General features: G+C 40.8%; 18 protein-coding genes. 14 read left to right on the top strand and 4 right to left on the bottom strand.

The genetic code is table 11. The features are described from left to right. Nucleotides 1-31: 31 nt before the first annotated feature. From msbA to kdsB, 5 genes are all read left to right on the top strand, one after another. A complete protein-coding gene (gene msbA / locus MNY66_RS05015) occupies nucleotides 32-1777 on the top strand; it encodes a lipid A ABC transporter ATP-binding protein/permease MsbA (protein ID WP_047255488.1) in 1746 nt (581 codons plus the stop codon). Further along, nucleotides 1774-2766, top strand: a complete 993-nt coding sequence (gene lpxK, locus MNY66_RS05020) for a tetraacyldisaccharide 4'-kinase (RefSeq protein ID WP_241501570.1) — start codon at nucleotides 1774-1776, stop codon at nucleotides 2764-2766. The genes msbA and lpxK overlap by 4 nt, the downstream gene beginning before the upstream one ends. 519 nt (nucleotides 2767-3285) lie before the next feature. Beyond that, nucleotides 3286-3501 carry a cold-shock protein gene (locus MNY66_RS05025; protein ID WP_047255486.1) on the top strand — a complete coding sequence of 72 codons (216 nt, stop codon included), beginning with the start codon at nucleotides 3286-3288 and terminating at the stop codon, nucleotides 3499-3501. Between the two features lie 183 nt (nucleotides 3502-3684). Next, nucleotides 3685-3864, top strand: a complete 180-nt coding sequence (locus MNY66_RS05030; RefSeq protein WP_047255485.1) for a Trm112 family protein — start codon at nucleotides 3685-3687, stop codon at nucleotides 3862-3864. Nucleotides 3865-3867: 3 nt separating this feature from the next. Then, nucleotides 3868-4626 (top strand): 3-deoxy-manno-octulosonate cytidylyltransferase, encoded by a 759-nt coding sequence (kdsB, locus tag MNY66_RS05035; RefSeq protein WP_047255484.1) that lies wholly within the window; start codon nucleotides 3868-3870, stop codon nucleotides 4624-4626. A gap of 309 nt (nucleotides 4627-4935) precedes the next feature. Here the strand turns inward: kdsB and elyC are convergent, their stop codons facing one another. Continuing rightward, a complete protein-coding gene (gene elyC / locus MNY66_RS05040; protein WP_241501571.1) occupies nucleotides 4936-5766 on the bottom strand; it encodes an envelope biogenesis factor ElyC in 831 nt (276 codons plus the stop codon). A gap of 534 nt (nucleotides 5767-6300) precedes the next feature. On the opposite strand from elyC, the gene cmoM reads away from it, so the two are divergent. The 8 genes from cmoM (at nucleotide 6301) to MNY66_RS05080 (ending at nucleotide 18325) form a co-directional block, all read left to right on the top strand. Then, entirely contained in the window at nucleotides 6301-7089 is a 789-nt protein-coding gene (gene cmoM / locus MNY66_RS05045; protein ID WP_241501572.1) for a tRNA uridine 5-oxyacetic acid(34) methyltransferase CmoM, read from the top strand. Next, nucleotides 7086-8411, top strand: coding sequence for a chromosome partition protein MukF (gene mukF / locus MNY66_RS05050; protein WP_241501573.1), 1326 nt, complete (start codon nucleotides 7086-7088; stop codon nucleotides 8409-8411). Before cmoM ends, mukF begins: the two co-directional genes overlap by 4 nt. Continuing rightward, nucleotides 8392-9111: a chromosome partition protein MukE gene (mukE, locus tag MNY66_RS05055; protein ID WP_047255480.1), complete on the top strand. Its 720-nt coding sequence runs from the start codon at nucleotides 8392-8394 to the stop codon at nucleotides 9109-9111. Before mukF ends, mukE begins: the two co-directional genes overlap by 20 nt. Then, the gene (gene mukB / locus MNY66_RS05060; protein WP_241501574.1) at nucleotides 9108-13574 is read left to right on the top strand and encodes a chromosome partition protein MukB; all 4467 of its coding nucleotides are present in this window, start codon (nucleotides 9108-9110) and stop codon (nucleotides 13572-13574) included. The genes mukE and mukB overlap by 4 nt, the downstream gene beginning before the upstream one ends. A 223-nt stretch (nucleotides 13575-13797) precedes the next feature. After that, nucleotides 13798-14511 (top strand): acid phosphatase AphA, encoded by a 714-nt coding sequence (gene aphA, locus MNY66_RS05065; RefSeq protein WP_241501575.1) that lies wholly within the window; start codon nucleotides 13798-13800, stop codon nucleotides 14509-14511. A 428-nt stretch (nucleotides 14512-14939) separates the two neighbouring features. Then, entirely contained in the window at nucleotides 14940-16721 is a 1782-nt protein-coding gene (ldtD, locus tag MNY66_RS05070; RefSeq protein WP_241501576.1) for a L,D-transpeptidase, read from the top strand. Nucleotides 16722-17089: 368 nt separating this feature from the next. Continuing rightward, complete coding sequence (mepK, locus tag MNY66_RS05075) at nucleotides 17090-17638, top strand: peptidoglycan L,D-endopeptidase MepK (RefSeq protein WP_047255476.1); 549 nt, start codon at nucleotides 17090-17092, stop codon at nucleotides 17636-17638. 39 nt (nucleotides 17639-17677) lie between these two features. Further along, complete coding sequence (locus MNY66_RS05080) at nucleotides 17678-18325, top strand: MBL fold metallo-hydrolase (RefSeq protein ID WP_047255475.1); 648 nt, start codon at nucleotides 17678-17680, stop codon at nucleotides 18323-18325. 183 nt (nucleotides 18326-18508) lie between these two features. On the opposite strand, the gene MNY66_RS05085 is transcribed toward MNY66_RS05080, so the two are convergent. Together MNY66_RS05085 and MNY66_RS05090 are read right to left on the bottom strand one after the other, a co-directional pair. After that, nucleotides 18509-19699 carry an amino acid aminotransferase gene (locus MNY66_RS05085; RefSeq protein ID WP_241501577.1) on the bottom strand — a complete coding sequence of 397 codons (1191 nt, stop codon included), beginning with the start codon at nucleotides 19697-19699 and terminating at the stop codon, nucleotides 18509-18511. 350 nt (nucleotides 19700-20049) lie between these two features. Then, a complete protein-coding gene (locus MNY66_RS05090; protein WP_269430895.1) occupies nucleotides 20050-21165 on the bottom strand; it encodes a porin in 1116 nt (371 codons plus the stop codon). Between the two features lie 375 nt (nucleotides 21166-21540). Here MNY66_RS05090 and MNY66_RS05095 point away from each other — a divergent pair, with 375 nt between their 5' ends. Then, on the top strand, nucleotides 21541-21726 hold the full coding sequence (locus MNY66_RS05095; RefSeq protein WP_047255472.1) for a hypothetical protein: 186 nt from the start codon (nucleotides 21541-21543) through the stop codon (nucleotides 21724-21726). A 114-nt stretch (nucleotides 21727-21840) separates the two neighbouring features. On the opposite strand, the gene asnS is transcribed toward MNY66_RS05095, so the two are convergent. Continuing rightward, nucleotides 21841-23238, bottom strand: a complete 1398-nt coding sequence (gene asnS / locus MNY66_RS05100; RefSeq protein WP_047255471.1) for an asparagine--tRNA ligase — start codon at nucleotides 23236-23238, stop codon at nucleotides 21841-21843. Between the last annotated feature and the right edge of the window lie 138 nt (nucleotides 23239-23376).

The raw sequence follows: 23376 nt of genomic DNA on the forward strand, positions 1-23376 counted from the left end.
GGCGCTTATTTTAAGTTTTGGTAAAATTAGAATGAATGATAAAGATCTTTCAACGTGGCAAACGTTTCGTCGTTTATGGCCATCAATTGTGCCATTTAAAGCAGGTTTAATTGTTGCAGCAATCGCTTTAGTCATAAATGCGGCAGGCGATGCATTTATGATCTCCTTATTAAAACCTTTATTAGATGAAGGTTTTGGTAAGTCTAATATTGACACATTAAAATGGTTACCTTTAGCTGTTCTTGGGCTGATGCTAATTCGTGGTTTATCAAACTTTGTATCGACATATTGCGTTTCCTGGGTCTCAGGAAAAGTTGTTATGAACATGCGTCGGCGTCTATTTAGTCATATGATGGGGATGCCGGTAAGTTTCTTTGATCAGCAATCTACCGGAACGCTACTATCTCGTATTACTTATGATTCAGAGCAGGTAGCATCGTCTTCTTCTGGTGCACTGATTACTATTATTCGCGAAGGTGCTTATATTATAGGTTTGTTCAGCTTAATGTTTTATTACAGCTGGCAGTTATCACTGATCTTGATTGTAATTGCGCCTATTGTATCTATCGCTATTCGTATTGTTTCCAAACGTTTTAGGAATATTAGTAAGAATATGCAAAGCGGTATGGGGCTAGTCACTACCAGTGCTGAGCAAATGTTAAAAGGCCATAAAGAAGTTCTTATTTTTGGTGGTCAAAAAGTTGAAACTGAACGCTTCAACAAAGTTAGTAATAATATGCGTCGTCAAGCAATGAAAATGGTGACTGCATCGGCAATTTCTGATCCTATTATTCAGATGATCGCTTCGTTAGCATTGGCTTTTGTTCTGTATGCAGCTAGTTTTCCTGAAATTATGGATACTTTAACGGCAGGGACTATCGGTGTTGTCTTTTCTTCTATGTTTGCATTGATGCGTCCATTAAAATCATTAACTAACGTGAATGCACAGTTCCAGCGCGGTATGGCGGCATGTCAAACCTTGTTTGCCATTTTAGATATGGAACAAGAAAAAGACGATGGAAAACGGGTGTTGAAGAAAGCCAACGGTGATATTGAATTTAAAAATGTCACTTTTACTTATTCATCTAAAGACAGCCCAGCATTACAAAATATCTCATTTACTATTCCTGCGGGTAAGTCGGTCGCTCTCGTTGGTCGTTCAGGTTCAGGCAAATCGACCATTGCTAATTTGATCACTCGTTTTTATGACATCGATGAAGGCAGTATTACTATTGATAATCATGATATTCGTGAATATACGTTATCCTCATTACGTCAACAGGTCGCATTAGTCTCTCAGCACGTTTATTTATTTAATGACACCATTGCTAATAATATCGCCTATGCGACAGATGGCAGTTTTAGTCATGAACAAATAGAGAAAGCCGCAGAAATGGCCTATGCCATGGACTTTATCAATAAGCTGGATAATGGACTTGATACTGTCATCGGTGAAAACGGAGTGATGTTATCTGGTGGTCAGCGCCAACGTATCGCGATAGCCCGCGCATTATTGCGTGACTCACCTATTTTGATCCTTGATGAAGCCACATCTGCGTTAGATACTGAATCAGAACGTGCGATTCAGGCCGCATTAGATGAATTACAGAAAGATCGTACTTCACTGGTTATTGCCCATCGCTTATCTACAATTGAAAATGCAGATGAAATATTAGTGGTGCAGGATGGACAAATTATTGAACGCGGAAATCATAAAGTCTTGATTAATCAAGACGGTGCCTATGCACAGTTACACAAGATCCAGTTTAGCCAATGATTGAGCGTATATGGGCTGGCCGCTCATGGCTATATATCTTGCTAGTGCCGTTATCATTGCTGTATGGCATGATAACGACGCTGCGTCGACTGTGTTATAAGATTGGGATATTGCGTTCATGGAAGGCTCCAGTACCAGTGGTTATTGTTGGTAATTTAACCGCAGGGGGAAATGGCAAAACTCCCGTGGTTATTTGGCTGACGGAGAATTTGCAGCAAAAAGGTTATTCGGTCGGCGTGGTATCCCGCGGATATGGAGGCAAAGCGGCGCATTATCCTTTAGTTATTACCAATAAAACTGCCACCACAGAAGGCGGCGATGAGCCAGTTTTAATTCATCAGCGTACGGGTGTTCCTGTCGTAGTTGCTCCACGTCGTAGCGATGCTGTTAAAGAATTATTATCATTGTACGATATAGATATTATCATTACTGATGATGGCTTACAGCATTATGCTTTAGCTCGTGATTATGAAATTGTAGTTATCGATGGTCAGCGTCGTTTTGGTAATGGTTGGTGGTTGCCGGCTGGACCCATGCGCGAATACGAAGGGCGCTTAAATACAGTAAACGCATTAATTACAAATGGCGGTTCTCCCCAGAGTGGTGAAATATCGATGGTACTGGAAGGTGATCAAGCGATAAATATAGTTACTGGTGAAAAGCGTCTGGTTAGTGAGTTACAACAAGTAGTAGCTATGGCAGGAATTGGACATCCGCCACGATTTTATGCTTCATTAAAGAATAAAGGGGTTAACTTAATTGCAGAATATTCTTTTGCCGATCATCAAATGTATCAACAGCAGCAATTATCAGCATTAGTCTCACCTTCTCAAGTATTATTAATGACTGAAAAAGATGCGGTAAAATGCCATTCGTTCGCGCAGAAAAATTGGTGGTACTTACCGGTAAGCGCCTCTTTAGCCTCTCCGGGAGCGGAAAAAATGTTATCTGAGATTGAAAAAAAGATAGAATCATATAAAAAAACTTGAGTATTTTTTTTTACTATGATATTTATAACAACATCGTGTTCGCAGTATATTTGTTTTAAGGCTTGAAATTTAAGTTCTAGGACTTAAAATAACCATCTTAAATGATACTTTATTACTTTGGTTTACTTGCAATACTCGTTATCCAAAAGGTAAAACCTCGGTGACCAGTACAAGTAAATGTAATAATGTAATTTAGTCTAATAACATGTGAAACATAAAAACATTCCAGCATTACTCTTTGATACAGTCTGCATTGTCATATAAATGTCAAAATTTACTGTTAATATCTTAAGCAGTTATGCAAGAGCGTGGATTTTAACTAAGCTTAAAAAATAATAGCTTAAATAAAAAAATAAGAATAGTTATCTGATTATTATCAGAAACTATTGTTGAATAATAAATACAAAAACTACTCTATATATTAAATTTAAATCGGCAAAATAGTGGGGCTTAATGGAAGAGTAGTCACATCAAAGCAATAAAGAGAATTATTGCTAGATGCACAAAAGGAGCTTTATCATGAATTTACAATTACATCTCGGCCGCGTTAAATGGTTTGATCAGCAACAGGGTTATGGTTTTATTTCTCCATCTAATGGTGGTGATGATATATATGTAACTCGTAAATCAATTGCGAATACTAAAATCAAATCGTTAATGGAAGGTCAGAATGTCGAGTTTTCTGTAACTCGTGGATCAACAGGTATAACAGCAGCTGATGTTATCGCCTTTTAATTAAAACAGACCTCTCAAATGCTTTCTTTTCTTACCAACAAAATTTTTAGTAAATAAAAACTTTTGGGCAATAAAACAGAAAGGAAAGCCATTTCAAAAAGATTCAAAAAGATTAAAGTTAACGGTGATAGCACCTTGTGATATTCTGATCCCAAAATGAATTAAATCCATTTGGGAGAAAACATGGATCACCGTTTACTTGAAATCATTGCCTGCCCCGTTTGTCATGGTAAGTTAAGTTATAATAAAGACAACTTAGAGCTTATCTGCAAAATCGATCATCTTGCGTATCCAATTCGTGATGGGATCCCCGTGCTATTGCAAAATGAAGCCCGTGAATTACCGATGGATGAAGGTAAATAAACCGTGTTTACAGTTATTATTCCTGCTCGCTTTGCGTCGACACGTTTACCGGGCAAGCCACTAGCCGATATCCATGGTAAGCCAATGGTCGTTCGGGTGATGGAACAAGCATTAAAATCTGGGGCTTCACGGGTTATTATTGCTACTGATCATCAAGAGGTAGTTGATGCAGTTCAACGTGCGGGCGGTGAAGCCTGCATGACGGATTCAAATCATCATTCTGGTACTGAGCGTTTAGCTGAAGTTATTGAGAAATACCAATTCGCGGATGATGAGATTATTGTTAATGTTCAGGGGGATGAGCCTTTAATTCCTCCTATGATTATTAGCCAAGTAGCTAATAATTTAGCTACTAGTCAGGCTGAAATGGGCACCCTAGCGGTACCTATTAATAATGCAGAAGAAGCATTTAACCCGAATGCAGTAAAAGTAGTGATGGATCAATCGGGCTATGCGCTCTATTTTTCTCGTGCAGCAATCCCTTGGCAACGTGATCAGTTTGCGGTCAATAAACAGATTATTGGCGACCACTTTTTACGTCATATTGGGATTTATGCTTATCGTGCTGGCTTTATTCGTCGTTATGTTACTTGGCCGGCCAGTCCGTTAGAAAATATTGAAATGTTAGAGCAGTTAAGAGTGCTCTGGTATGGAGAGAAAATCCATGTCGCTGTCGCGGCCCAAGCGCCGGGGGCGGGTGTCGATACGCCAGAAGATTTAGACTCAGTACGTAAAATATTTGCTCAGTTATTGGCATTGTAATTTATCTGAATTTAAGTTTCTTGTGAGAGGATAGCTCGAGCGCTAGTGAGTTAGGTCTAGCTGATATTAGTTAGCTTAGATTATTGCTATAAAAACGTAACAGATAATGTGACCGATAGCGTTAATACAACCTCGAAAAAATAAAAAATAGCCAAAATAATCGACTAAAAAATAAAAAGGTGTGATTTTTATCACACCTTTTTTTGATCTAAATTTCAGCCGGCGACTGGAGAAAGAAGCATTTTTATAACAGTTACTTTGCAGAAGCTACTCCACAGAAGCTACTCCACAGAAGCTACTCCGCAGAAGCTACTCCGCAGTAATGGTTTCTGGTGTTGTTAATAACAGTTCAGGTGCAGATTTTTGGGTATTATCAGGTTTAAATCGTTGCCAAATATTGCCGAGAGTCTCATACCAAGCGCGCTCTGCATGGCCAAAATAATAGGCGGAGGGAAGATATTTCTCCCAAGCATTGAGTGGTGAATTGATGACTAACTGATTAGCTGGGGCGGCGATAGGCTGCATTTTTCGAGCCAGAAAAAAGCGTTCTGCCCGTGCCAGATGGCTGGCTGATGTAACCAGCAAAAATGGTTGCTTGCCGACTATTTTTTCTACTTCGTAGGCTTCTTCTTGAGTATCTTTAGGGCGAGTTAGCGCAATTGTATCTGATGCGGGGACGCCTAATGACTGAGCAACTTGTGCGGCGACTTCGGCGCTACTCAGGCTATTTTTACCCGAACCACCAGTGAAAATCAATTTACTACCAGGGTGTTGCAGATATAACCGAATACCTTCGGTAACACGGGGTAAGCTGTTATTGAATAAATTTGAGCTGGGTGCCCATTCAGGATTATAGGTAAACCCGCCACCTAAGACCACAATATAATTGATAGCGACGGGATGGTTATCTAATAACTCGTAACGTTTTTCATAACCTGATTCTATTGGGGCGAGCAACTTATCCGCTACTGGCTGTAATCCGAGCAATAAAATACACACTAAACTAAGGGTTACACAGCACTTTCCGCTTTTTTGCCAGTGGGTAAACCAGAGTAAAATCAGACCGATAAGCCCGATAATTAGTAACGAAGGTAATGGCATCAGCAGTGAGCCAAGGTATTTTTTTAGAATGAATAACATCAGTGTCCTTTATTTGTCGGAATTATCATCAGTCAGTCGGGTATCTAGCAGTAATCGGCGCTCGCCGGTGCCAAATGCACGTTATTATCTGTTATACTTGACATAATTCGAGCTGCCAATATGTCGAGAATTAACAATATATCCCGTCGTATTTTATCTATGTAGCTTGAACTCTCAACAGTTGATAATTTATCTTCCGCCATCGCGGTAATAATGACGATATATTGCGATTTACTTTCTGCTTATAGGCTGATTAATCAGTGTTCCTTGTTTGCTGGGATTCAATGACAATGATAGAGGCAGGGAGACATTGACCCGAGCTTATAATTTAAGTTTATTATTGCAGAGAGATAAGCATAGTTAGTAAGCTAATTGACTGTTTGGATTGACTTAAATAATAATCTCTGTAAATAAAATTATCCTGAATTAGCGTTGTAAAGAGCGAATAAATATTGCCAGCATGCTGATAACATGAAATATAACAGAGATAGATGATACCGAAAAAGTATCGAGAGAATAATAATTAGGTAGAACATGGCAGATCGCAATTTTGATGATATCGCGGAAAAATTTTCAAACAATATTTATGGCACTACCAAAGGTAAAATTCGTGAAGCGGTAGTGTGGCAGGATCTAGAACATTTGTTAGCTACTGAATTTCCTGCGCAGTCATTGCGTATTCTAGATGCTGGCGGTGGTGAAGGTCATTTTGCGCGAAAATTAGCCGCACTTGGTCATCAAGTAATACTTTGCGATTTATCCGAAGAGATGTTGGAACGGGCTAAACTGGCGGCAGATGAACAAGGTGTTAGCCAGAAAATGCGCTTTATTCATAGTGCGGTACAGGATATTCAACAACATCTTGATGCTCCGGTTGATCTGGTTTTGTTCCACGCAGTACTTGAATGGATAAGCGATCAAAAATATGCAATTCAAGTTCTGACAGATATAATTAAGCCCGAAGGCGCCTTGTCTATTATGTTTTATAATGCCAACGGTTTAGTGATGCGCAATGCTATTTTGGGTAATTTTCATTTAGCCACGCCGAATATCCAGCGCCGTCGTAAACGTTCGTTATCGCCGCAATATCCGCTGATGCCTGAACAGGTTTATCAGTGGTTAGAAGAGTTTACGCTAGAAATTACCGGCAAAAGTGGAGTACGGGTATTCCATGATTATTTACAGAGCCGCCAATTGCAGAATAAAGATTTTTCTGCGCTGCTCGAATTAGAGCAACGCTACTGTCGACAGGAGCCTTATATCAGCCTTGGGCGATATATCCATGTGATGGCAAAAAAAATAAATAGAAAGGACGAAATATGAGTGAATTTTCCCAGACCGTCCCCGAGCTCGTGTCCTGGGCACGCAAAAATGATTTTTCGCTTTCGCTTCCCCCAGAACGTTTAGCTTTTTTACTGTCGGTTGCGGTACTGAATAGCGAACGAATTAATGGTGAAATGACTGAAGCTGAATTGATCGACGCCTTTCGTGAAGTATGTAAAGGGTTCGAACAAACCACAGAATCATTAGCGGTTAGAGCCAATAATGCCATCAATGATATGGTGCGCCAAAAACTGTTTAATCGATTTAACAGTGACATTATTGAAGGTAATTCAATTTACCGATTAACGCCATTGGGTATGGGGATCAGTGATTACTATATTCGTCAGCGTGAATTTTCGACCTTACGTTTATCCATGCAGCTATCAATAGTCGCAGGTGAATTATTAAATGCGGCTGAGTCGGCAGAAGAAGGCGGAGATGATTATCATTGGCATCGCCATGTTTTTGCACCGCTAAAATATTCGGTTGCTGAAATATTCGACAGTATTGATATGTCTCAACGTATTATGGATGAGCAGCAAAATAGCGTTAAAAATGATATCGCAGCGCTGCTTGATCAAGACTGGCAGGCGGCGATTGCTAATTGCGAACAGTTACTTTCTGAAACCTCCATTACCTTGCGCGAGTTACAAGATACCTTAGAGGCCGCCGGTGATAAATTACAGGCTAATTTATTGCGTATTCAAGAAGCTAATATGAACGCGCCAAAATTCTCTGAGCCTGTCGATAAGTTAGTGTTTGATCTACAAAATAAACTCGACCGCATCGTAAGTTGGGGGCAACAATCCATCGATTTATGGATTGGTTACGACCGCCATGTTCACAAATTTATTCGTACCGCGATTGATATGGATAAAAACCGTATTTTCTCGCAGCGCTTAAGACAATCTGTCCAGCATTATTTTGATAGCCCGTGGGCATTAACTTATGCTAACGCAGATCGCTTGTTAGATATGCGCGATGAAGAACTAATGTTGCGAGATGAAGAGGTCACAGGTGAATTACCTGATGAGCTTGAGTTCGAAGAATTTAGCGAAGTAAATGAACAACTGGCTGCACTGATGGAAGCTGAATTGGCGGTGTATAAACGCACTCAGCAACCGCTGGATATTGGTAAGGTATTACAGGAATACCTACAACAATATCCTCAGAAACGGCATTTTGATGTTGCCCGTATTGTGATTGATCAGGCAGTCAAATTAGGTATAGCAGAGGCTGATCTGTCAGGAATATCGGCGGAATGGTTAGCGATTAATGATTACGGAGCCAAGGTACAGGCAAATGTCATCGACAAATATTGAACAATTTATGTCAGTAAAACTGGCACAGGCATTAGCTAATTCACTGTTTCCGGAATTAGATAGCCAACTTAGATCTGGGCGCCATATCAGCATTGATGATTTAGATAATCATGCTTTTTTGATGGATTTTCAGGAGTCATTAGAGCATTTTTATAGCCGCTATAATGTTGAATTAATCCGAGCCCCTGAAGGCTTTTTCTATTTGCGTCCGCGCTCAACCACGCTTATCCCACGTTCGGTATTATCTGAACTAGATATGATGGTCGGAAAAATTCTTTGTTACCTTTATCTGAGCCCAGAGCGATTAGCCAATCAGGGAATATTTACTTCACAAGAACTTTTTGAAGAAGTTATTTCGTTGGCTGATGAAAATAAATTACTCAAGTTCATTAATCAGCGTTCAACAGGCTCTGATCTCGATAAACAAAAATTACAGGAAAAGTTACGTACCTCATTGAATCGCTTACGGCGGTTAGGTATGGTGCATTTCCTACAAAATGACAGCAGCAAATTTACTATCATGGAATCAGTTTTTCGTTTTGGTGCCGATGTTCGCAGTGGTGATAATCCACTCGATGCTCAATTACGTCTGATCCGTGACGGCGAAGCGATATCGTTAGAAAGTAAATTATCGCTAGATATTGATGAAGATGAAGACCAAAACCATGAAGCGGCAGGTGCGGAGGATGAACAGTTATGATTGAACGCGGAAAATTTCGCTCACTGACGCTGATTAACTGGAATGGTTTTTTTGCCAGAACATTTGATTTAGACGAGATGGTCACCACCCTTTCTGGCGGCAATGGTGCCGGTAAATCAACCACTATGGCCGCCTTTATTACGGCAATGATCCCCGATTTAACATTGTTACATTTCCGCAATACCACCGAAGCTGGGGCAACCTCGGGCTCCCGCGATAAAGGCTTGCACGGTAAACTGCGTCCGGGCGTTTGTTATGCCATCCTAGATGTGGTCAATTCTAAGCATCAACGTGTGCTGGTGGGGGTTCGTCTACAGCAAGTCGCGGGACGTGATAAAAAAGTCGATATTAAACCTTTCATGATCCAAGGGTTACCGACTGCCGTGGTACCAACGGAAATTCTAACCGAACTGCTTGAAGGGCGTCAGGCGCGAGTTATTGCCTTAAATGAGCTAAAAGACCGCTTTGATGATACCGAAGGCGTGCAATTCAAACAGTTTAACTCGATTGCAGATTACCATTCTACCTTATTTGATTTAGGGGTTATTCCACGTAAACTGCGCTCGGCCAGTGATCGTAGTAAATATTATCGGCTGATTGAAGCCTCATTATACGGTGGGATTTCCAGTGCGATCACCCGTTCATTGCGCGACTATTTATTGCCAGAAAATAGCGGTGTACGTAAAGCCTTTCAGGATATGGAATCCGCATTACGTGAAAATCGGATGACCCTTGAGGCCATTCGCGTCACCCAGTCCGATCGAAATTTATTTAAACATTTAATTAGTGAGGCAACAGATTATGTCTCTGCTGATTATATGCGCCATGCTAATGAACGCCGTATTCATTTAGATGCTGCGATAGCGGCACGTAGTGAATTATTTATTAGCCGCAAACAGTTAGCACATGAACAAATCCGTCATATCGAAATGGCGCGTGAATTGAATGAACAAAGCGCCGTTTCGAGTGATTTAGAAACCGATTATCAAGGCGCTTGTGATCATTTAGGGCTGGTACAAACGGCAATACGCCAGCAAGAAAAAATCGACCGCTATCAATCTGATATCGAAGAACTGACATACCGACTTGAAGAGCAAGCTGAAGTTGTTGAAGAGGCAAACTCACTGCATGCTGAATTTGAAGCTAGATCAGAAGCGGCAGAAGCCGAAGTTGATGAATTAAAAAATCAATTGGCGGATTATCAACAAGCATTGGATGTTCAACAGACGCGTGCTATTCAATACCAACAAGCGTTACAGGCGCTTGAACGTGCCCGTGAGTTGTGTGGATTAGCTGATTTATCAGTAGATAATGCGGCTGAGTGGCTAGAAACCTTTGAAGCCAAAGAACAGCAAGCGACTGACGCATTATTAGCCTTAGAACAAAAAATGAGTGTAGCTAATGCTGCACATAGCCAATTTGAACAGGCATACCAGCTAGTAAAAAGTATTGTGGGGGAAGTAACCCGCGGTGAAGCTTATCAACAAGCCCGTGAATTATTGCGTGATTGGTCATCTCAGACCCATTTAGCTGAACGTATCCAACCGCTACGTATGCAGTTATCTGAGCTTGAACAACGGTTGAATAGTCAACAAAATGCCGAGCGCTTACTTAATGAGTTTTGTAAACGCCATGGCCAACGCTATCAGCCGGATGAATTAGATCAGTTGATGGCTGAGCTCGAAGCACAGCAAGAAGAGTTAAGCTTACAGGTCAGTGACAGTGGCGAGCATCGAATGCAAATGCGCCAAGAGATTGAACAAATTAGTTTGCGAGTGCAGCAATTAACGGCAAAAGCGCCTATTTGGTTAGCGGCACAGGATGCATTGAGTCAACTCAGCGAACAAACGCAACAATATTTTAGTGATGGTCATGAAGTCACTGAATATATGCAGCAATTGCTTGAACGTGAGCGTGAAATTACCGTTGATCGCGATGAAATTGCCGCACAAAAACGCCAGCTGGAACAACAAATTGAACGTTTAAGCCAACCAAGCGGTGCTGATGATAGCCGCATGCTGTCTTTGGCCGAGCGCTTTGGTGGTGTTTTATTGTCTGAGATTTATGACGATATTACCATTGATGATGCGCCTTATTTCTCGGCATTATATGGTCCTGCCCGTCATGGTATTGTGGTTCCCGATCTCTCGGTTGTTCGCCCATTACTCGATACATTGCAAGATTGCCCAGAAGATATCTATTTTATTGAAGGCGATCCGCAATCATTTGATGACAGTGTATTTAATGCCGAAGAGTTTGATAATGCGGTATTAGTGCAGTCATCAGAGCGTCAATGGCGTTTTTCTCGCTATCCTGAAGTCCCTCTGTTTGGTCGTGCTGCGCGTGAAAATCAGCTAGAAACGTTAAGTTTACAACGAGATAGCTTGGCTGAACGTTATGCTACCTTGTCATTTGATGTACAAAAAATTCAGCGTTTACATCAATTATTTAGCCGCTTTATTGGTAAACACATTTCTGTAGCTTTTGAGGATGATCCTGAAGCCGCATTGCGGGAACTAAATCAAAAACGTACTGAATTAGAACGTGCATTTACCCAGTTTGACCAACAAACACAGCAGCAGCGTCAACAGTTTACGCAAGGTAAAGAGAATCTGGCGGCACTGAATAGACTGATCCCACTGATCGGCCTATTGATGGATGAAACTTTGGTTGATCGCACAGAAGAAGTACGAGACGAGTTAGCCGAAGCTGAAGAAGCCGCTGATTTCTTAAATAAACATGCGCGTTCACTGGCTAAACTTGAACCTATTGTATCCGTGTTACAGAGTGACCCAGAACAATATGAACAATTAAAGCATGATTATGAAGGGGCTAAACACAGTCAGCAATTAGCTAAACAGCAGGCATTTTCTTTAATTGAAGTGGTGCAGCGTAGAGCGCATTTCAGTTACAGCGACTCAACAGGTATGGTTAATGAGAATACTGATTTAAATGAAAAATTACGCCAGCGTCTGGAACATGCCGAAGCAGATAGAAGCCGAGCGCGTGAGCAATTACGCCATCATCAATCTCAGGCAGCGCAGTTTAATCAAGTTTTAGCCTCATTACGTAGCTCGTATGAAACTAAGCAAGATATGCTGAAAGAGCTGATGGACGAGATGTCGGCTATCGGTGCTAAATCTGACCCTGAAACAGAAACGCGAGCGCGTCAGCGTCGTGATGAGTTACATCAAGCGGTGATGAGTAACCGTACACGGATAAATCAGTTGGAAAAACAACTGACTCTGTGTGAAGCCGAGATGGATAATTTACAGAAACGTATCCGTAAAGCTGAACGCGATTATTATCAGTTACGCCAACAAGTTGTTACTGCCAAGGCGGGCTGGTGTGCAGTAATGCGTTTAGTTAAAGATAACGGTGTAGAACGTCGCTTGCATCGTCGCGAGTTGGCTTATCAAGATGGCGATAGCCTGCGTTCGATGTCGGATAAAGCGTTAGGAGCACTGCGTCAAGCGGTTGCGGATAACGAACATTTACGCGATGTCTTGCGTTTGTCCGAAGATCCAAAGCGTCCGGAACGCAAAATTCAGTTCTTTATCGCTGTTTATCAGCATCTGCGTGAGCGTATCCGTCAGGATATTATTCGTACTGATGACCCTATTGATGCCATCGAGCAGATGGAAATTGAGTTGGCGCGGTTAACAGAAGAGCTAACGGCCCGTGAGCAAAAACTGGCGATTAGCGCGAAAAGTGTGGCTAATATTATTCGCAAAACTATTCAACGCGAACAAAACCGTATTCGACTGCTGAATCAGGGATTACAGTCAGTATCCTTCGGTCAGGTCAAAGGGGTACGCTTGAATGTTAATGTGCGCGATAGCCACGCTTTACTGCTGGATGTGTTATCTGAAGATCATGAACAGCATCAGGATTTATTTACTAGCCAACGCCTCACTTTCTCTGAAGCCATGGCGAAGCTGTATCAACGTTTAAATCCTCAGGTCGATATGGGGCAACGTTTACCGCAGACTATTGGTGAAGAATTACTGGATTACCGTAACTATTTGGAGCTAGATGTTGAAGTTAATCGTGGCTCAGAAGGTTGGTTAAAAGCTGAAAGTGGTGCATTATCCACCGGTGAAGCGATTGGTACCGGTATGTCAATCTTGGTTATGGTTGTTCAAAGTTGGGAAGAAGAATCTCGTCGCTTACGAGCGAAAGATATTATTCCATGCCGTTTATTGTTCCTCGATGAAGCCGCGCGTCTGGATGCTAAATCTATTGCCACGTTATTTGAACTTTGTGAACGTTTACAGATGCAATTAATTATTGCGGCACCAGAAAATATTAGCCCAGAGAAAGGGACCACTTATAAATTGGTGCGTAAAGTTTTCGGTAATCATGAACATGTGCATGTTGTAGGCTTAAAAGGTTTTGGTCAAGAAAATGCATCTATTGTTAATGACGATAATTTAGATATTATTTCGCAAGTTGAGGAATAATAAACAGCTAAAATAGCTATTTGATAGCATAATAAATTGACCGATATTATGAATAATAATATCGGTTTTTTTATGTTAAATATTTCACTTAGCATTGATTTAAATTACGTATCATAAATAGTAATTATTTAACTCATTATTCTGTGCAGTTAATCTCATTTTTATGAAAATGAAAACTATATGATTCAATATATTGTGAACTAATTATAATGTAAGGTTTAAAATGAAAAAAATAACTCTGACCCTCAGCGCTCTCGTCTTAGCATTAAGTTTTACTGCTCCCTCACAGGCCAAAGTTCCGTTGCCAGAAACTGTTAGCTCAGGCGTCACAGTGGTTGAATTGGCTCAGCAACAGCCAGTACATTGGGTTTCGATTCAACAAATTGAACAAAGTTTAGCTGGGCAGCCACCGATGGCGGTTGGATTTGATATCGATGATACCGTGATGTTTTCTAGTCCAGGTTTCTACCGCGGTAAATTAGAATATTCACCAAATGATTACAGCTATTTGAAAAATGCTGAGTTTTGGGAAAAAATGAATAATGAATGGGATAAGTTTAGTATGCCGAAAAAAGTCGGCATTGAACTAGTTCATATGCATTTAAAGCGTGGTGATAATGTTTACTTTATCACTGGGCGTACCAAGACCAAAACTGAAACTGTCACACAATATTTGCAACAAGGTTTGGCTATCCCGGCGGATAAAATGAACCCGGTTATTTTCGCTGGCGATGATGCCAGTAAAAACAATAAAGTCAGTTGGATGCGTGATCATCAATTGAAAATCTATTATGGTGATGCCGATGCTGATATTGCAGCAGCTCATGAATTAAATATTCGTGGTATTCGTATTTTGCGTGCGGCGAATTCATCTTATCAACCATTGCCGAAAGCCGGTCAATTTGGTGAAGAAGTAGTGATTAATTCTCAATATTAAATATAAATATTTTGGGTTACCTATATAAAATAGATTATTGATTGATAATAATTCTTAATTAAGGCGCAATGGCGCCTTTTTTTATTTTTTGCATATTCATTTTAATTATTTAAAAAAAATCTGCTATCCTGTTTTAATCAAATTATTGATTAATTTTGATAACAATTTGTCACTAATTTTATACACTGTATTATAAACTATAAAACTACCATATCTCAGGTGGCTGATTGATAGAATAGTAATGATTGTTGCAACTAATATTGCAGTAACTGATATGCAATAACTCGCATGTAGGCAGTAAAGAGATTTACAGCAAAGAATATAGCAGTGGATGATAAAGTCCAGTGGCGTATTTAGGATAAATCAGTAACAAGCGACCTGAATATTGACCACGAAAATAATAAAAATGAATGAATAAAGGTGGATGTATGGCGAAGGGAAGAGTGAAAACTCTGTATGTCTCGGTTGTTTTTAGTGCATTACTGTTACAATTTCCAGCTCTAGCACAGCTAGAGAGTGCTAAAATAACCCATTCTGATAGCGTGAGTTTAACTCAAACAGAGGCCAATCAAACACAGCCTGTCGAGGCTAAAAAATCAGTTGTTAGCACCAAAGAGAGCTTAGAACAACTGCAAGCCGCGTTGTCGTCTGGAGCAAAACCGGTGTTTGCTGGGCAATTATCCAAAATTTATGCTGATCGCCAAATGCAGTTAATTTGGCAAGATGAAACCGCCATTCAACAATTTCAGCAGCAGTTAGCTGAGCTAGCATTGGCCGGTTTTCAGCCACAGTTTGGTGAATGGTTAGTGGCGCTGGAAAATAATCAACTCAGCGAATTAGGCCGTGATGCACTGCTTTCTGATGCCATGCTGGGGTATTTACATTATTTATCTGGCGTGAAACAAAATGGCGAATATTGGTTATACAGAAAGCAGCCTTATAAAATATCCGCACCGACGGATGCCCAAATTAAACCATGGTTAACTGCCGCTAAAGAGGGGCATCTTAGTGAATGGGTAAGTGGCCTGACGCCGGTACATCCTTTATATCAGCCAATGCACAAGGCTTTATTGAAACAGTTGGCTGATGAGCGCGAATGGCCAGTACTGACGAGTACTTCTACGCTGAAGCCGGGGCAATCATCAGATGATATTATTGCGTTAAGAGAAATTTTGACTCGTTATAATTTATTGTCTGCTTCACAACCTAGTTCTACGGTAGCGGTTAAAGCAAATACGGATGCGATAGATAATGATGTAATAAATACGTCGGAAGCAGCAAATAGCCCGAGTAGTAAAGAAGCTAATCGTTATGATCCCGAGCTAGTGGCGGCAGTGAAAAAATTTCAGACCATGTTTGGTTTAGAGCCTGATGGCTTGATAGGGCGTGGAACAAAAGTGTGGTTAAATACCACGCCGCAACAAAAAGCCGGTTTAATGGCATTAAATATTCAACGTTTACGGATTATTCCAGCCAGTGAAGGTACTGGGATTTTAGTCAATATTCCCGCATTTACGCTTAATTTTTATTTAAATGATCAATCAATATTATCTTCAAAAGTGATTGTAGGTCGTCCTGACCGTAAAACGCCGATTATGAGCAGTGCATTAAATAATGTGGTTATTAATCCGCCATGGAATGTGCCTACCAGCATGACACGTAAGGATATTGCACCACGAGGTAAGCAAGACCCGAGCTATTTTAGTCGCCGCGGATACACGGTTTATTCGGGGTGGGGCAACGATGCTTCGGTGATTGATCCCTATTCGATTAATTGGGATGAGATTTCACCGTCAAACTTTCCTTATCGTATCCGTCAGGCTCCGGGACCCACTAATTCATTAGGACGCTATAAATTTAATATGCCAAGTTCTGATGCAATTTATCTGCATGATACGCCAAATCATAGCTTGTTTAATCTCAATGCTCGGGCTATCAGCTCAGGATGTGTTCGAGTGAATAAAGCCAGCGAATTGGCCTCAATATTATTGGGCGATGCAGGTTGGGATCAACAACGAATTGACGGTAAACTTAAACAAGGCGATACCGGTTACGTTAATATCCCTGACCGCATACCGGTTTATTTGTATTATCAAACGGCTTGGGTTGAAGGTGAACAGCCGCAATATCGTGCAGATATTTATCAATATGATACCAGTATTGGTGCCGCTGAGAAGTATTTACCCGCGATAAAAATGGCATTACATTAAGAGCTGGTATGAATAATATTTTTTATAAAGGAGCCTGATGGCTCCTTTATTTTTAGTATTTTCATAAAAATAAACAGAGTGAATTATGGCGAAAAGATGCGTGGCTTCAAGCTTATGTGTAAAGAAGGCTAAGGGCGCTTGCACTGAAGATAGTTTGTGATAAACACAGTTATGTGCTTATTTTGAGCCATTGAATGAATATATTGTGAGTATTATTGAGCATAATTATTTTATGGTGATAAATAAGCGTATGGCTTATTTATAGCTGTTTATTTACATAATTATACAATCAAATCTACAAGTTTTTGTTAAACTAAGTGGAATATGTTGTCGTTTTTTGGTCGCAATTAAACCCCGGATCACTCACTATGGATATCATTGATAAAAACCGGCGTAATTTTCTCGGTTTCGGCGCGGCTGCGCTGGGACTAAGCTTATTACCGCATCAAGCTTTAGCTGCATTAACTACGCCACGTCCGAGAATTCTGCGTTTTGAAAATCTCCACACCGGGGAATTTTTAAAGACAGAATTTTTTGATGGTCGTCGTTATAATAAAGAAGAACTCGCCCGCCTAAATAAAATTTTCCGCGATCACCGTAATAACCAAGTTAAAACAATCGATCCAGCACTATTTGATCAAATTTATATGTTGCAGCTGATGATGGGCATTAATAAGCCGGTTCAGTTGATCTCCGGTTATCGTTCGCTGGAAAGCAATAATGAATTGCGACGTAAAAGCTCGGGTGTGGCGAAAAAAAGTTATCATACCCGAGGCCAAGCAATGGACTTCCATATTCAAGGTATCCAACTCAGTCAAATTCGCAAAGCGGCGTTAAAAATGAAAGCGGGTGGCGTGGGGTATTATCCGAAGAGTAATTTTGTCCATATCGATACAGGTCCGGCGAGAACATGGTAACCTGTTGAGATGTAACATTGAATTCGGAGTTATCGTGAGATGAAATACCAAATTGTTCCTGTCACCGGTTTTATGCAAAATTGCACTATCCTGTGGGATGAAGACTCGTTAGAGGCGGTTATTGTCGATCCGGGCGGCGAAGCAGAAAAACTAATTTCTACGATTGAAAAACAAGGTCTAAAACTGACTAAAGTTTTACTTACGCATGGGCATTTCGACCATGTGGGAGCCGCAGCTGCGGTGTCTAAACATTTCTCTGTGCCTATTTATGGCCCACAAAAAGAAGATCTATTCTGGATTGAAGGTCTCTCAGAGCAAAGTCAAATGTTTGGCGTCGAAGATTGTCCGCATTTTATGCCAGACAGATGGCTAGAAGAAGGCGATCAAGTGACCTGTGGTGCTATTACATTTTCTGTCTTACATTGCCCTGGGCATACACCGGGACATATTATCTTTGTAAACCACCAAGACAAATTAATCTCTATGGGGGATGTGCTGTTTAAAGGTGGAGTAGGTCGCAGTGATTTCCCTCGTGGTGATCATCAAGCGCTGATTGATTCAATTAAAAACAAAGTGTTACCGCTTGGCGATGATTATCATTTCATTCCGGGGCATGGACCTATGTCAACTTTAGGCCATGAGCGTAAAACTAATCCATTTTTACAAGATGAAATGCCCGTTTGGTAATTAATTGCGTTGATTAGCCTTTTTTCTGATAAAAAGCACAGACAAAGGGCGCTATAAGCATCGTCATAAATAGCACACAAAAAACCGCCACTAATTAAGGGGCGGTTTTTTTATGCCTAACCGAGTTATCATGCCGAAACAGCTACAAAGCGTTGTGACGATACAAGCCACTTATCGCTCTGTTTACAGAACCTTGACGATAGCTTCGCACAGTGGAACCATATTCTCTAATGTTAGGCCAGCGACATTGATACGGCCAGAGCTGACCGCATAAACACCAAACTCTTCACGCAGACGCTCAACCTGTTCTTTAGTCAGTCCACTGAAAGAGAACATGCCATTTTGATTAATAATAAAATCAAAGTTTTGTTTCGCGCCTTTCTCAGCCAATGTATTTACAAATAACTGACGCATACGCTTAATGCGCTCGCGCATTGTAGCTAGTTCTTGTATCCATTCAGCTCTTAGTGCGTCATCTGACAAAATGATAGTAACCACCGATGCACCATGGGCAGGAGGATTAGAATAGTTAGCTCGAATAACTGCTTTAGCTTGGCTAAATGCACGCTCGGCATTATCGCTATCTTTGGCGATAATAGTGCAAGCACCTACGCGTTCATTATATAAGCCAAAATTCTTAGAATAAGAACTGGCAACAATTAACTCTGGGTTATCTTTGGTGAAAATACGCAAACCTTGAGCATCTTCTTCTAAACCCGTCGCAAATCCTTGGTAAGCAAAGTCGAATACCGGTAATAATCCTTTTTCAGCGCAGAAGGCTGAGAGTTTTTCCCACTGTGCAGGCTGTGGGTCGATACCGGTTGGATTATGGCAGCAACCATGGATAACGACTACATCACCCGGCTGAGCGGCTGACAGGCTGTTTAACATGCCGTCAAGGTCGAAGCAGCGATTTACTGCATCGTAATAGGTATAGGTTAAGACTTCTAGGCCTGCGGCTTCGAAGATATTGCGATGATTGGGCCAAGTTGGGTTGCTGATCCAAACATGTTTAGCATGGGTTTGCTTGGCAATGAATTCTGCTGCAATACGTAAAGCACCGGTACCGCCAGGGGCTTGTGCTGTACGTGCACGCTTGCTGGTAATAATTTCATGTTGTTTGCCGAACAGCAGTTCCTGTGTGACACGACCAAACTCTGGCAGACCACTTATCGCCAGATAATTTTTGGTGTTTTCATTTTCGAGGAGGAATTTCTCTGCTTTTTTGACGGTATCTAAAACGGGAGTTTTACCTGATTCATCCTTGTAAACACCAATGCCCAAATTGATTTTATTGTCGCGAGAGTCAGCGCGGAAGGTATCTGCCAATCCTAAAATAGGATCTGCGGGTGCTGCAGTAATTTTCTCAAACATGTTATCGATTCCAAAGCTCAGTTGTGAAGCCCAATAATGCTGAGATATCAGGTTAACGCGATGCTATCGATTTGCCAACCATTTTACTGAAAATTGATAGGATCTTGTGAGGTGGATAGAAAATGCGTTCAGAGCGATGAAAAATAGCACAGACAAGAGTGATATCAACTATTTTTATTTTGAGCAAGTAAATACACTGAGGGGTTAGGGAAAATATAAAAAGTTAGCTGAATACCAACCACAATAAGTAGGCATTTATAAAATAGCTATAAACATAGGCATAAAAAAGCAGTGCCGAAGCACTGCTTTTCGTAAAATTTACTGATATTCAAACTATCGCTAAGCGATAATTAGAATTGGTAAACTAAACCTAAACCAACTACGTTATCAGTTGCAATACCAGCTGATTCAGTGAAGGTGTTGTCTTTCAACAAGTTGATTTTGTAATCAACCACTGCAGACATATTTTTGTTGAAGTAGTAGTAAGAACCGACTGAGATATATTTCATCAGGTCTTTGTTTGAGTAATTGTAACCAGCTAAGTTTTTACCTTTAGACTGAACGTATGCTAAAGATGGTTTTAAACCGTAGTCAGCAAACATGTACTGAGCAACTAACTCGATGTTTTCAGTTTTATTTGCAACGTTGTCATCTTTACCAAAAACAGTAGTGTTCAGAGTCTGACCGTACATAGCGGCTAAGTAAACGTTGTTTGCATCGAATTTACCACCAACGTTCCAGGCTTCGGCACGTTTACCAGTAGCAGTAGTCTTAGTTTTTTGCTCTTCAGTACGAGCAGAGTTAGAATAACCACCACCCAGAGTAACGCCCCAGCCTAAATCATACGCAGTAGAGAAACCGTAGCCGTCACCATTATTTTCGAACGGTTCTGCTTTCCAACCAGATTTGTTGTCAGCGGTGTTTTTGCCTTGGTACTGCAGGGCAAAGCTCAGGCCATCAACATAACCGAACATATCAGTGTTACGGTAAGTTAACAGGTTACGGTTACGACCAGTCATGAAGTTATCAGTCTGAGACATAGAGTCGCCGCCCCACAGAGGCAGAACGTCGGTCCATGCGTTGGTGTCATAGATAACACCGTAGTTACGGCCGTAGTCGATTGAACCGAAGTCAGCAAATTTCAAACCAGCATAAGCTAAACGGTTTTTATTTTTGTTAGAGTCTTCAGTATTGTTGGTTTTGGTTTCCCACTCAAAACGACCGAAACCAGTCAGTTGATCAGTAATTTGAGTATCGCCTTTGATACCAACACGTACGCGTGAATCGTCGCCGTCTTCACTTTTACCGTTGTTATCTTTTTTGCTATCAGCAAAGTAATGACGAACGTCAACTTTACCGTAGATATCTAATTTGTTGCCATCTTTGTTGTAGATTTCAGCTGCGTTTGCTGCGCCTGCAGCTAACAATGCTGGGATAACTACTGCAAGAATATTGCGCTTCATCATTATTATTACCCTCATTAGTGTTATTCGGACACTTGCCACTGCTAATAATATTTCTCGAAAATTTTCTTAATTATTTTCTGAACTATTTATTGAAGTTTAGTGTCGTCTGTTTTCGGCGTCCAGTGTTCCATTGCTAAATAAATTTATCTACCCCCAATATGCTACAAAAACGAAGATTCTGTAACAAATGGAAAAAAAGTATTACAAAATGTAAATTATAGGGAGTTATTTAACCACTGATTGTACCAGTTATAAAAAAAACATGAAATTTTTACGTTTTATCACCTTAGAAAATTGAACCATTTAAGATGATTTTGGTCTTATGCCCGCGACTGATTTTATTGTGCAAAAATTTTATCGGCGGCTTATTTAATAATGGTTGAAGAAAATGAGATTTATCCGACGATAGTCATCAATAAAAAAGATGATCTGACGAGAAACAGAATGAAACAGGCTACTAAAAATATTAACCGCAAGGATATGAGCCAGAAAGGATATGAGCAAGAATCGCAGAGATTTATAACCGCAGAGACTTATACTCGCAGGGTTATAACACAATAGTAAAGTATAAAGTGAAATAGAATAAACAGTGCGGCAGAAAGTCACCGCACTGTAACAAGTGACACTGAATAGCGTGCCACTTGTTTAGAATAGACGAGTTTAAAGTTTGCTAACTTAGAAGGTTGCGCTACGTGGAGTCCGAGGGAACGGAATTACTTCACGAATATTCGGTACACCCGTCACATAAGCGACTAAACGCTCAAAACCTAGACCAAAACCAGCATGAGGAACACTACCATAGCGGCGCAGATCACGATACCACCAGTAATCTTCTTTATTCATGCCCATTTCGTCTAAACGTTTATCCAGCATATCCAGACGCTCTTCACGTTGTGAACCGCCAATGATTTCTCCGATACCCGGTGCCAAAACATCCATTGCCGCAACGGTTTTACCATCTTCATTTAGGCGCATATAGAAAGCTTTAATATCCTTCGGATAGTTTTTAACTACCACTGGCGCTTTAAAGTGTTTCTCTGCCAAATAACGTTCATGTTCAGAAGACATGTCAACGCCCCAGTAAACAGGGTTCTCAAATTTTTCACCACAGTTTTCTAGGATGTTAATCGCATCGGTATAATCAACTTGAGCAAAATCAGAGTTAACAAAGCTTTCTAAGCGAGTGATAACGTCTTTATCAACACGTTGAGCGAAAAACTCTAAATCGTCTCTGCGTTCAGCTAATGCCGCTTTAAATACATATTTTAGCATTTGCTCAGCTAAACCGGCGACGTGATTAAGATCGGCAAAAGCTACTTCAGGTTCAACCATCCAGAATTCAGCTAAATGACGGCTAGTATTGGAGTTTTCAGCACGGAACGTTGGGCCGAAAGTATAAATCTTACTTAATGCGGAAGCATACGTTTCGCCATTTAATTGACCAGAAACGGTTAAGAAAGCTTCACGGCCAAAAAAGTCTTGGCTGAAATCAACTTCACCTTTGTCGTTACGTGGCAGGTTATGGAAATCTAAGGTAGAAACGCGGAACATTTCACCAGCACCTTCGGTATCAGATGCAGTGATCAGTGGCGTAGAGACCCAGAAATAACCTTGTTCATCAAAAAAGCGATGTAATGCTTGCGCTAATGTGTGGCGTACACGGGTGACGGCACCGATGATATTGGTACGTGGACGCAAGTGCGCAACTTCACGTAGATATTCAACGCTATGGCGTTTGGCTGCCATTGGGTAGGTATCTGGGTCTTCAACCCAGCCAACTACTTTAACCGCGGTAGCATCAAGCTCAAAACTTTGGCCTTTACCTGGAGATTCTTTCACTGTCCCGGTAACTTCAACAGAGCAACCGGTGGTTAGATGCAGAATTTCATTGGTGTAATTAGGTAAATTATTATTAATAACGGCCTGTAACGGATTAAAGCAGGAACCGTCATAGACGGCGAGGAATGAGAAACCAGTTGAATCTCTCCTTGTACGGACCCAGCCTTGAACGGTGACTTCGCTGCCAACCGCTACTTGACCTTGCAGTACATCGACTACAGGCGCTACTTTCATAAAAATGCTCTCTTCTTATTTAACGATTGTTTTTTGGATTTACCCTAATTCCCAATAAATGGGAGCCAGCGCCCTATGTTACTTGTTGATGGTTAGGAAACAAGTAAAAAATAACAGTTTAATCGATGAATAAATCGG

This window comes from Moellerella wisconsensis (genome assembly GCF_022592395.1).
Taxonomy (GTDB): Bacteria; Pseudomonadota; Gammaproteobacteria; order Enterobacterales; family Enterobacteriaceae; genus Moellerella; species Moellerella wisconsensis.

Excerpts from the sequence above, each read along its gene's own strand:
- mukB (WP_241501574.1), top strand. The coding sequence starts at position 9,108 with ATGATTGAACGCGGAAAATTTCGCTCACTGACGCTGATTAACTGGAAT.
- elyC (WP_241501571.1), bottom strand. The coding sequence starts at position 5,766 with ATGTTATTCATTCTAAAAAAATACCTTGGCTCACTGCTGATGCCATTA.
- MNY66_RS05095 (WP_047255472.1), top strand. The coding sequence starts at position 21,541 with ATGGTTGAAGAAAATGAGATTTATCCGACGATAGTCATCAATAAAAAA.
- MNY66_RS05090 (WP_269430895.1), bottom strand. The coding sequence starts at position 21,165 with ATGATGAAGCGCAATATTCTTGCAGTAGTTATCCCAGCATTGTTAGCT.
- asnS (WP_047255471.1), bottom strand. The coding sequence starts at position 23,238 with ATGAAAGTAGCGCCTGTAGTCGATGTACTGCAAGGTCAAGTAGCGGTT.
- MNY66_RS05030 (WP_047255485.1), top strand. The coding sequence starts at position 3,685 with ATGGATCACCGTTTACTTGAAATCATTGCCTGCCCCGTTTGTCATGGT.
- mukF (WP_241501573.1), top strand. The coding sequence starts at position 7,086 with ATGAGTGAATTTTCCCAGACCGTCCCCGAGCTCGTGTCCTGGGCACGC.
- MNY66_RS05085 (WP_241501577.1), bottom strand. The coding sequence starts at position 19,699 with ATGTTTGAGAAAATTACTGCAGCACCCGCAGATCCTATTTTAGGATTG.
- MNY66_RS05080 (WP_047255475.1), top strand. The coding sequence starts at position 17,678 with ATGAAATACCAAATTGTTCCTGTCACCGGTTTTATGCAAAATTGCACT.
- ldtD (WP_241501576.1), top strand. The coding sequence starts at position 14,940 with ATGGCGAAGGGAAGAGTGAAAACTCTGTATGTCTCGGTTGTTTTTAGT.
- msbA (WP_047255488.1), top strand. The coding sequence starts at position 32 with ATGAATGATAAAGATCTTTCAACGTGGCAAACGTTTCGTCGTTTATGG.
- mukE (WP_047255480.1), top strand. The coding sequence starts at position 8,392 with ATGTCATCGACAAATATTGAACAATTTATGTCAGTAAAACTGGCACAG.
- lpxK (WP_241501570.1), top strand. The coding sequence starts at position 1,774 with ATGATTGAGCGTATATGGGCTGGCCGCTCATGGCTATATATCTTGCTA.
- aphA (WP_241501575.1), top strand. The coding sequence starts at position 13,798 with ATGAAAAAAATAACTCTGACCCTCAGCGCTCTCGTCTTAGCATTAAGT.
- cmoM (WP_241501572.1), top strand. The coding sequence starts at position 6,301 with ATGGCAGATCGCAATTTTGATGATATCGCGGAAAAATTTTCAAACAAT.
- mepK (WP_047255476.1), top strand. The coding sequence starts at position 17,090 with ATGGATATCATTGATAAAAACCGGCGTAATTTTCTCGGTTTCGGCGCG.
- MNY66_RS05025 (WP_047255486.1), top strand. The coding sequence starts at position 3,286 with ATGAATTTACAATTACATCTCGGCCGCGTTAAATGGTTTGATCAGCAA.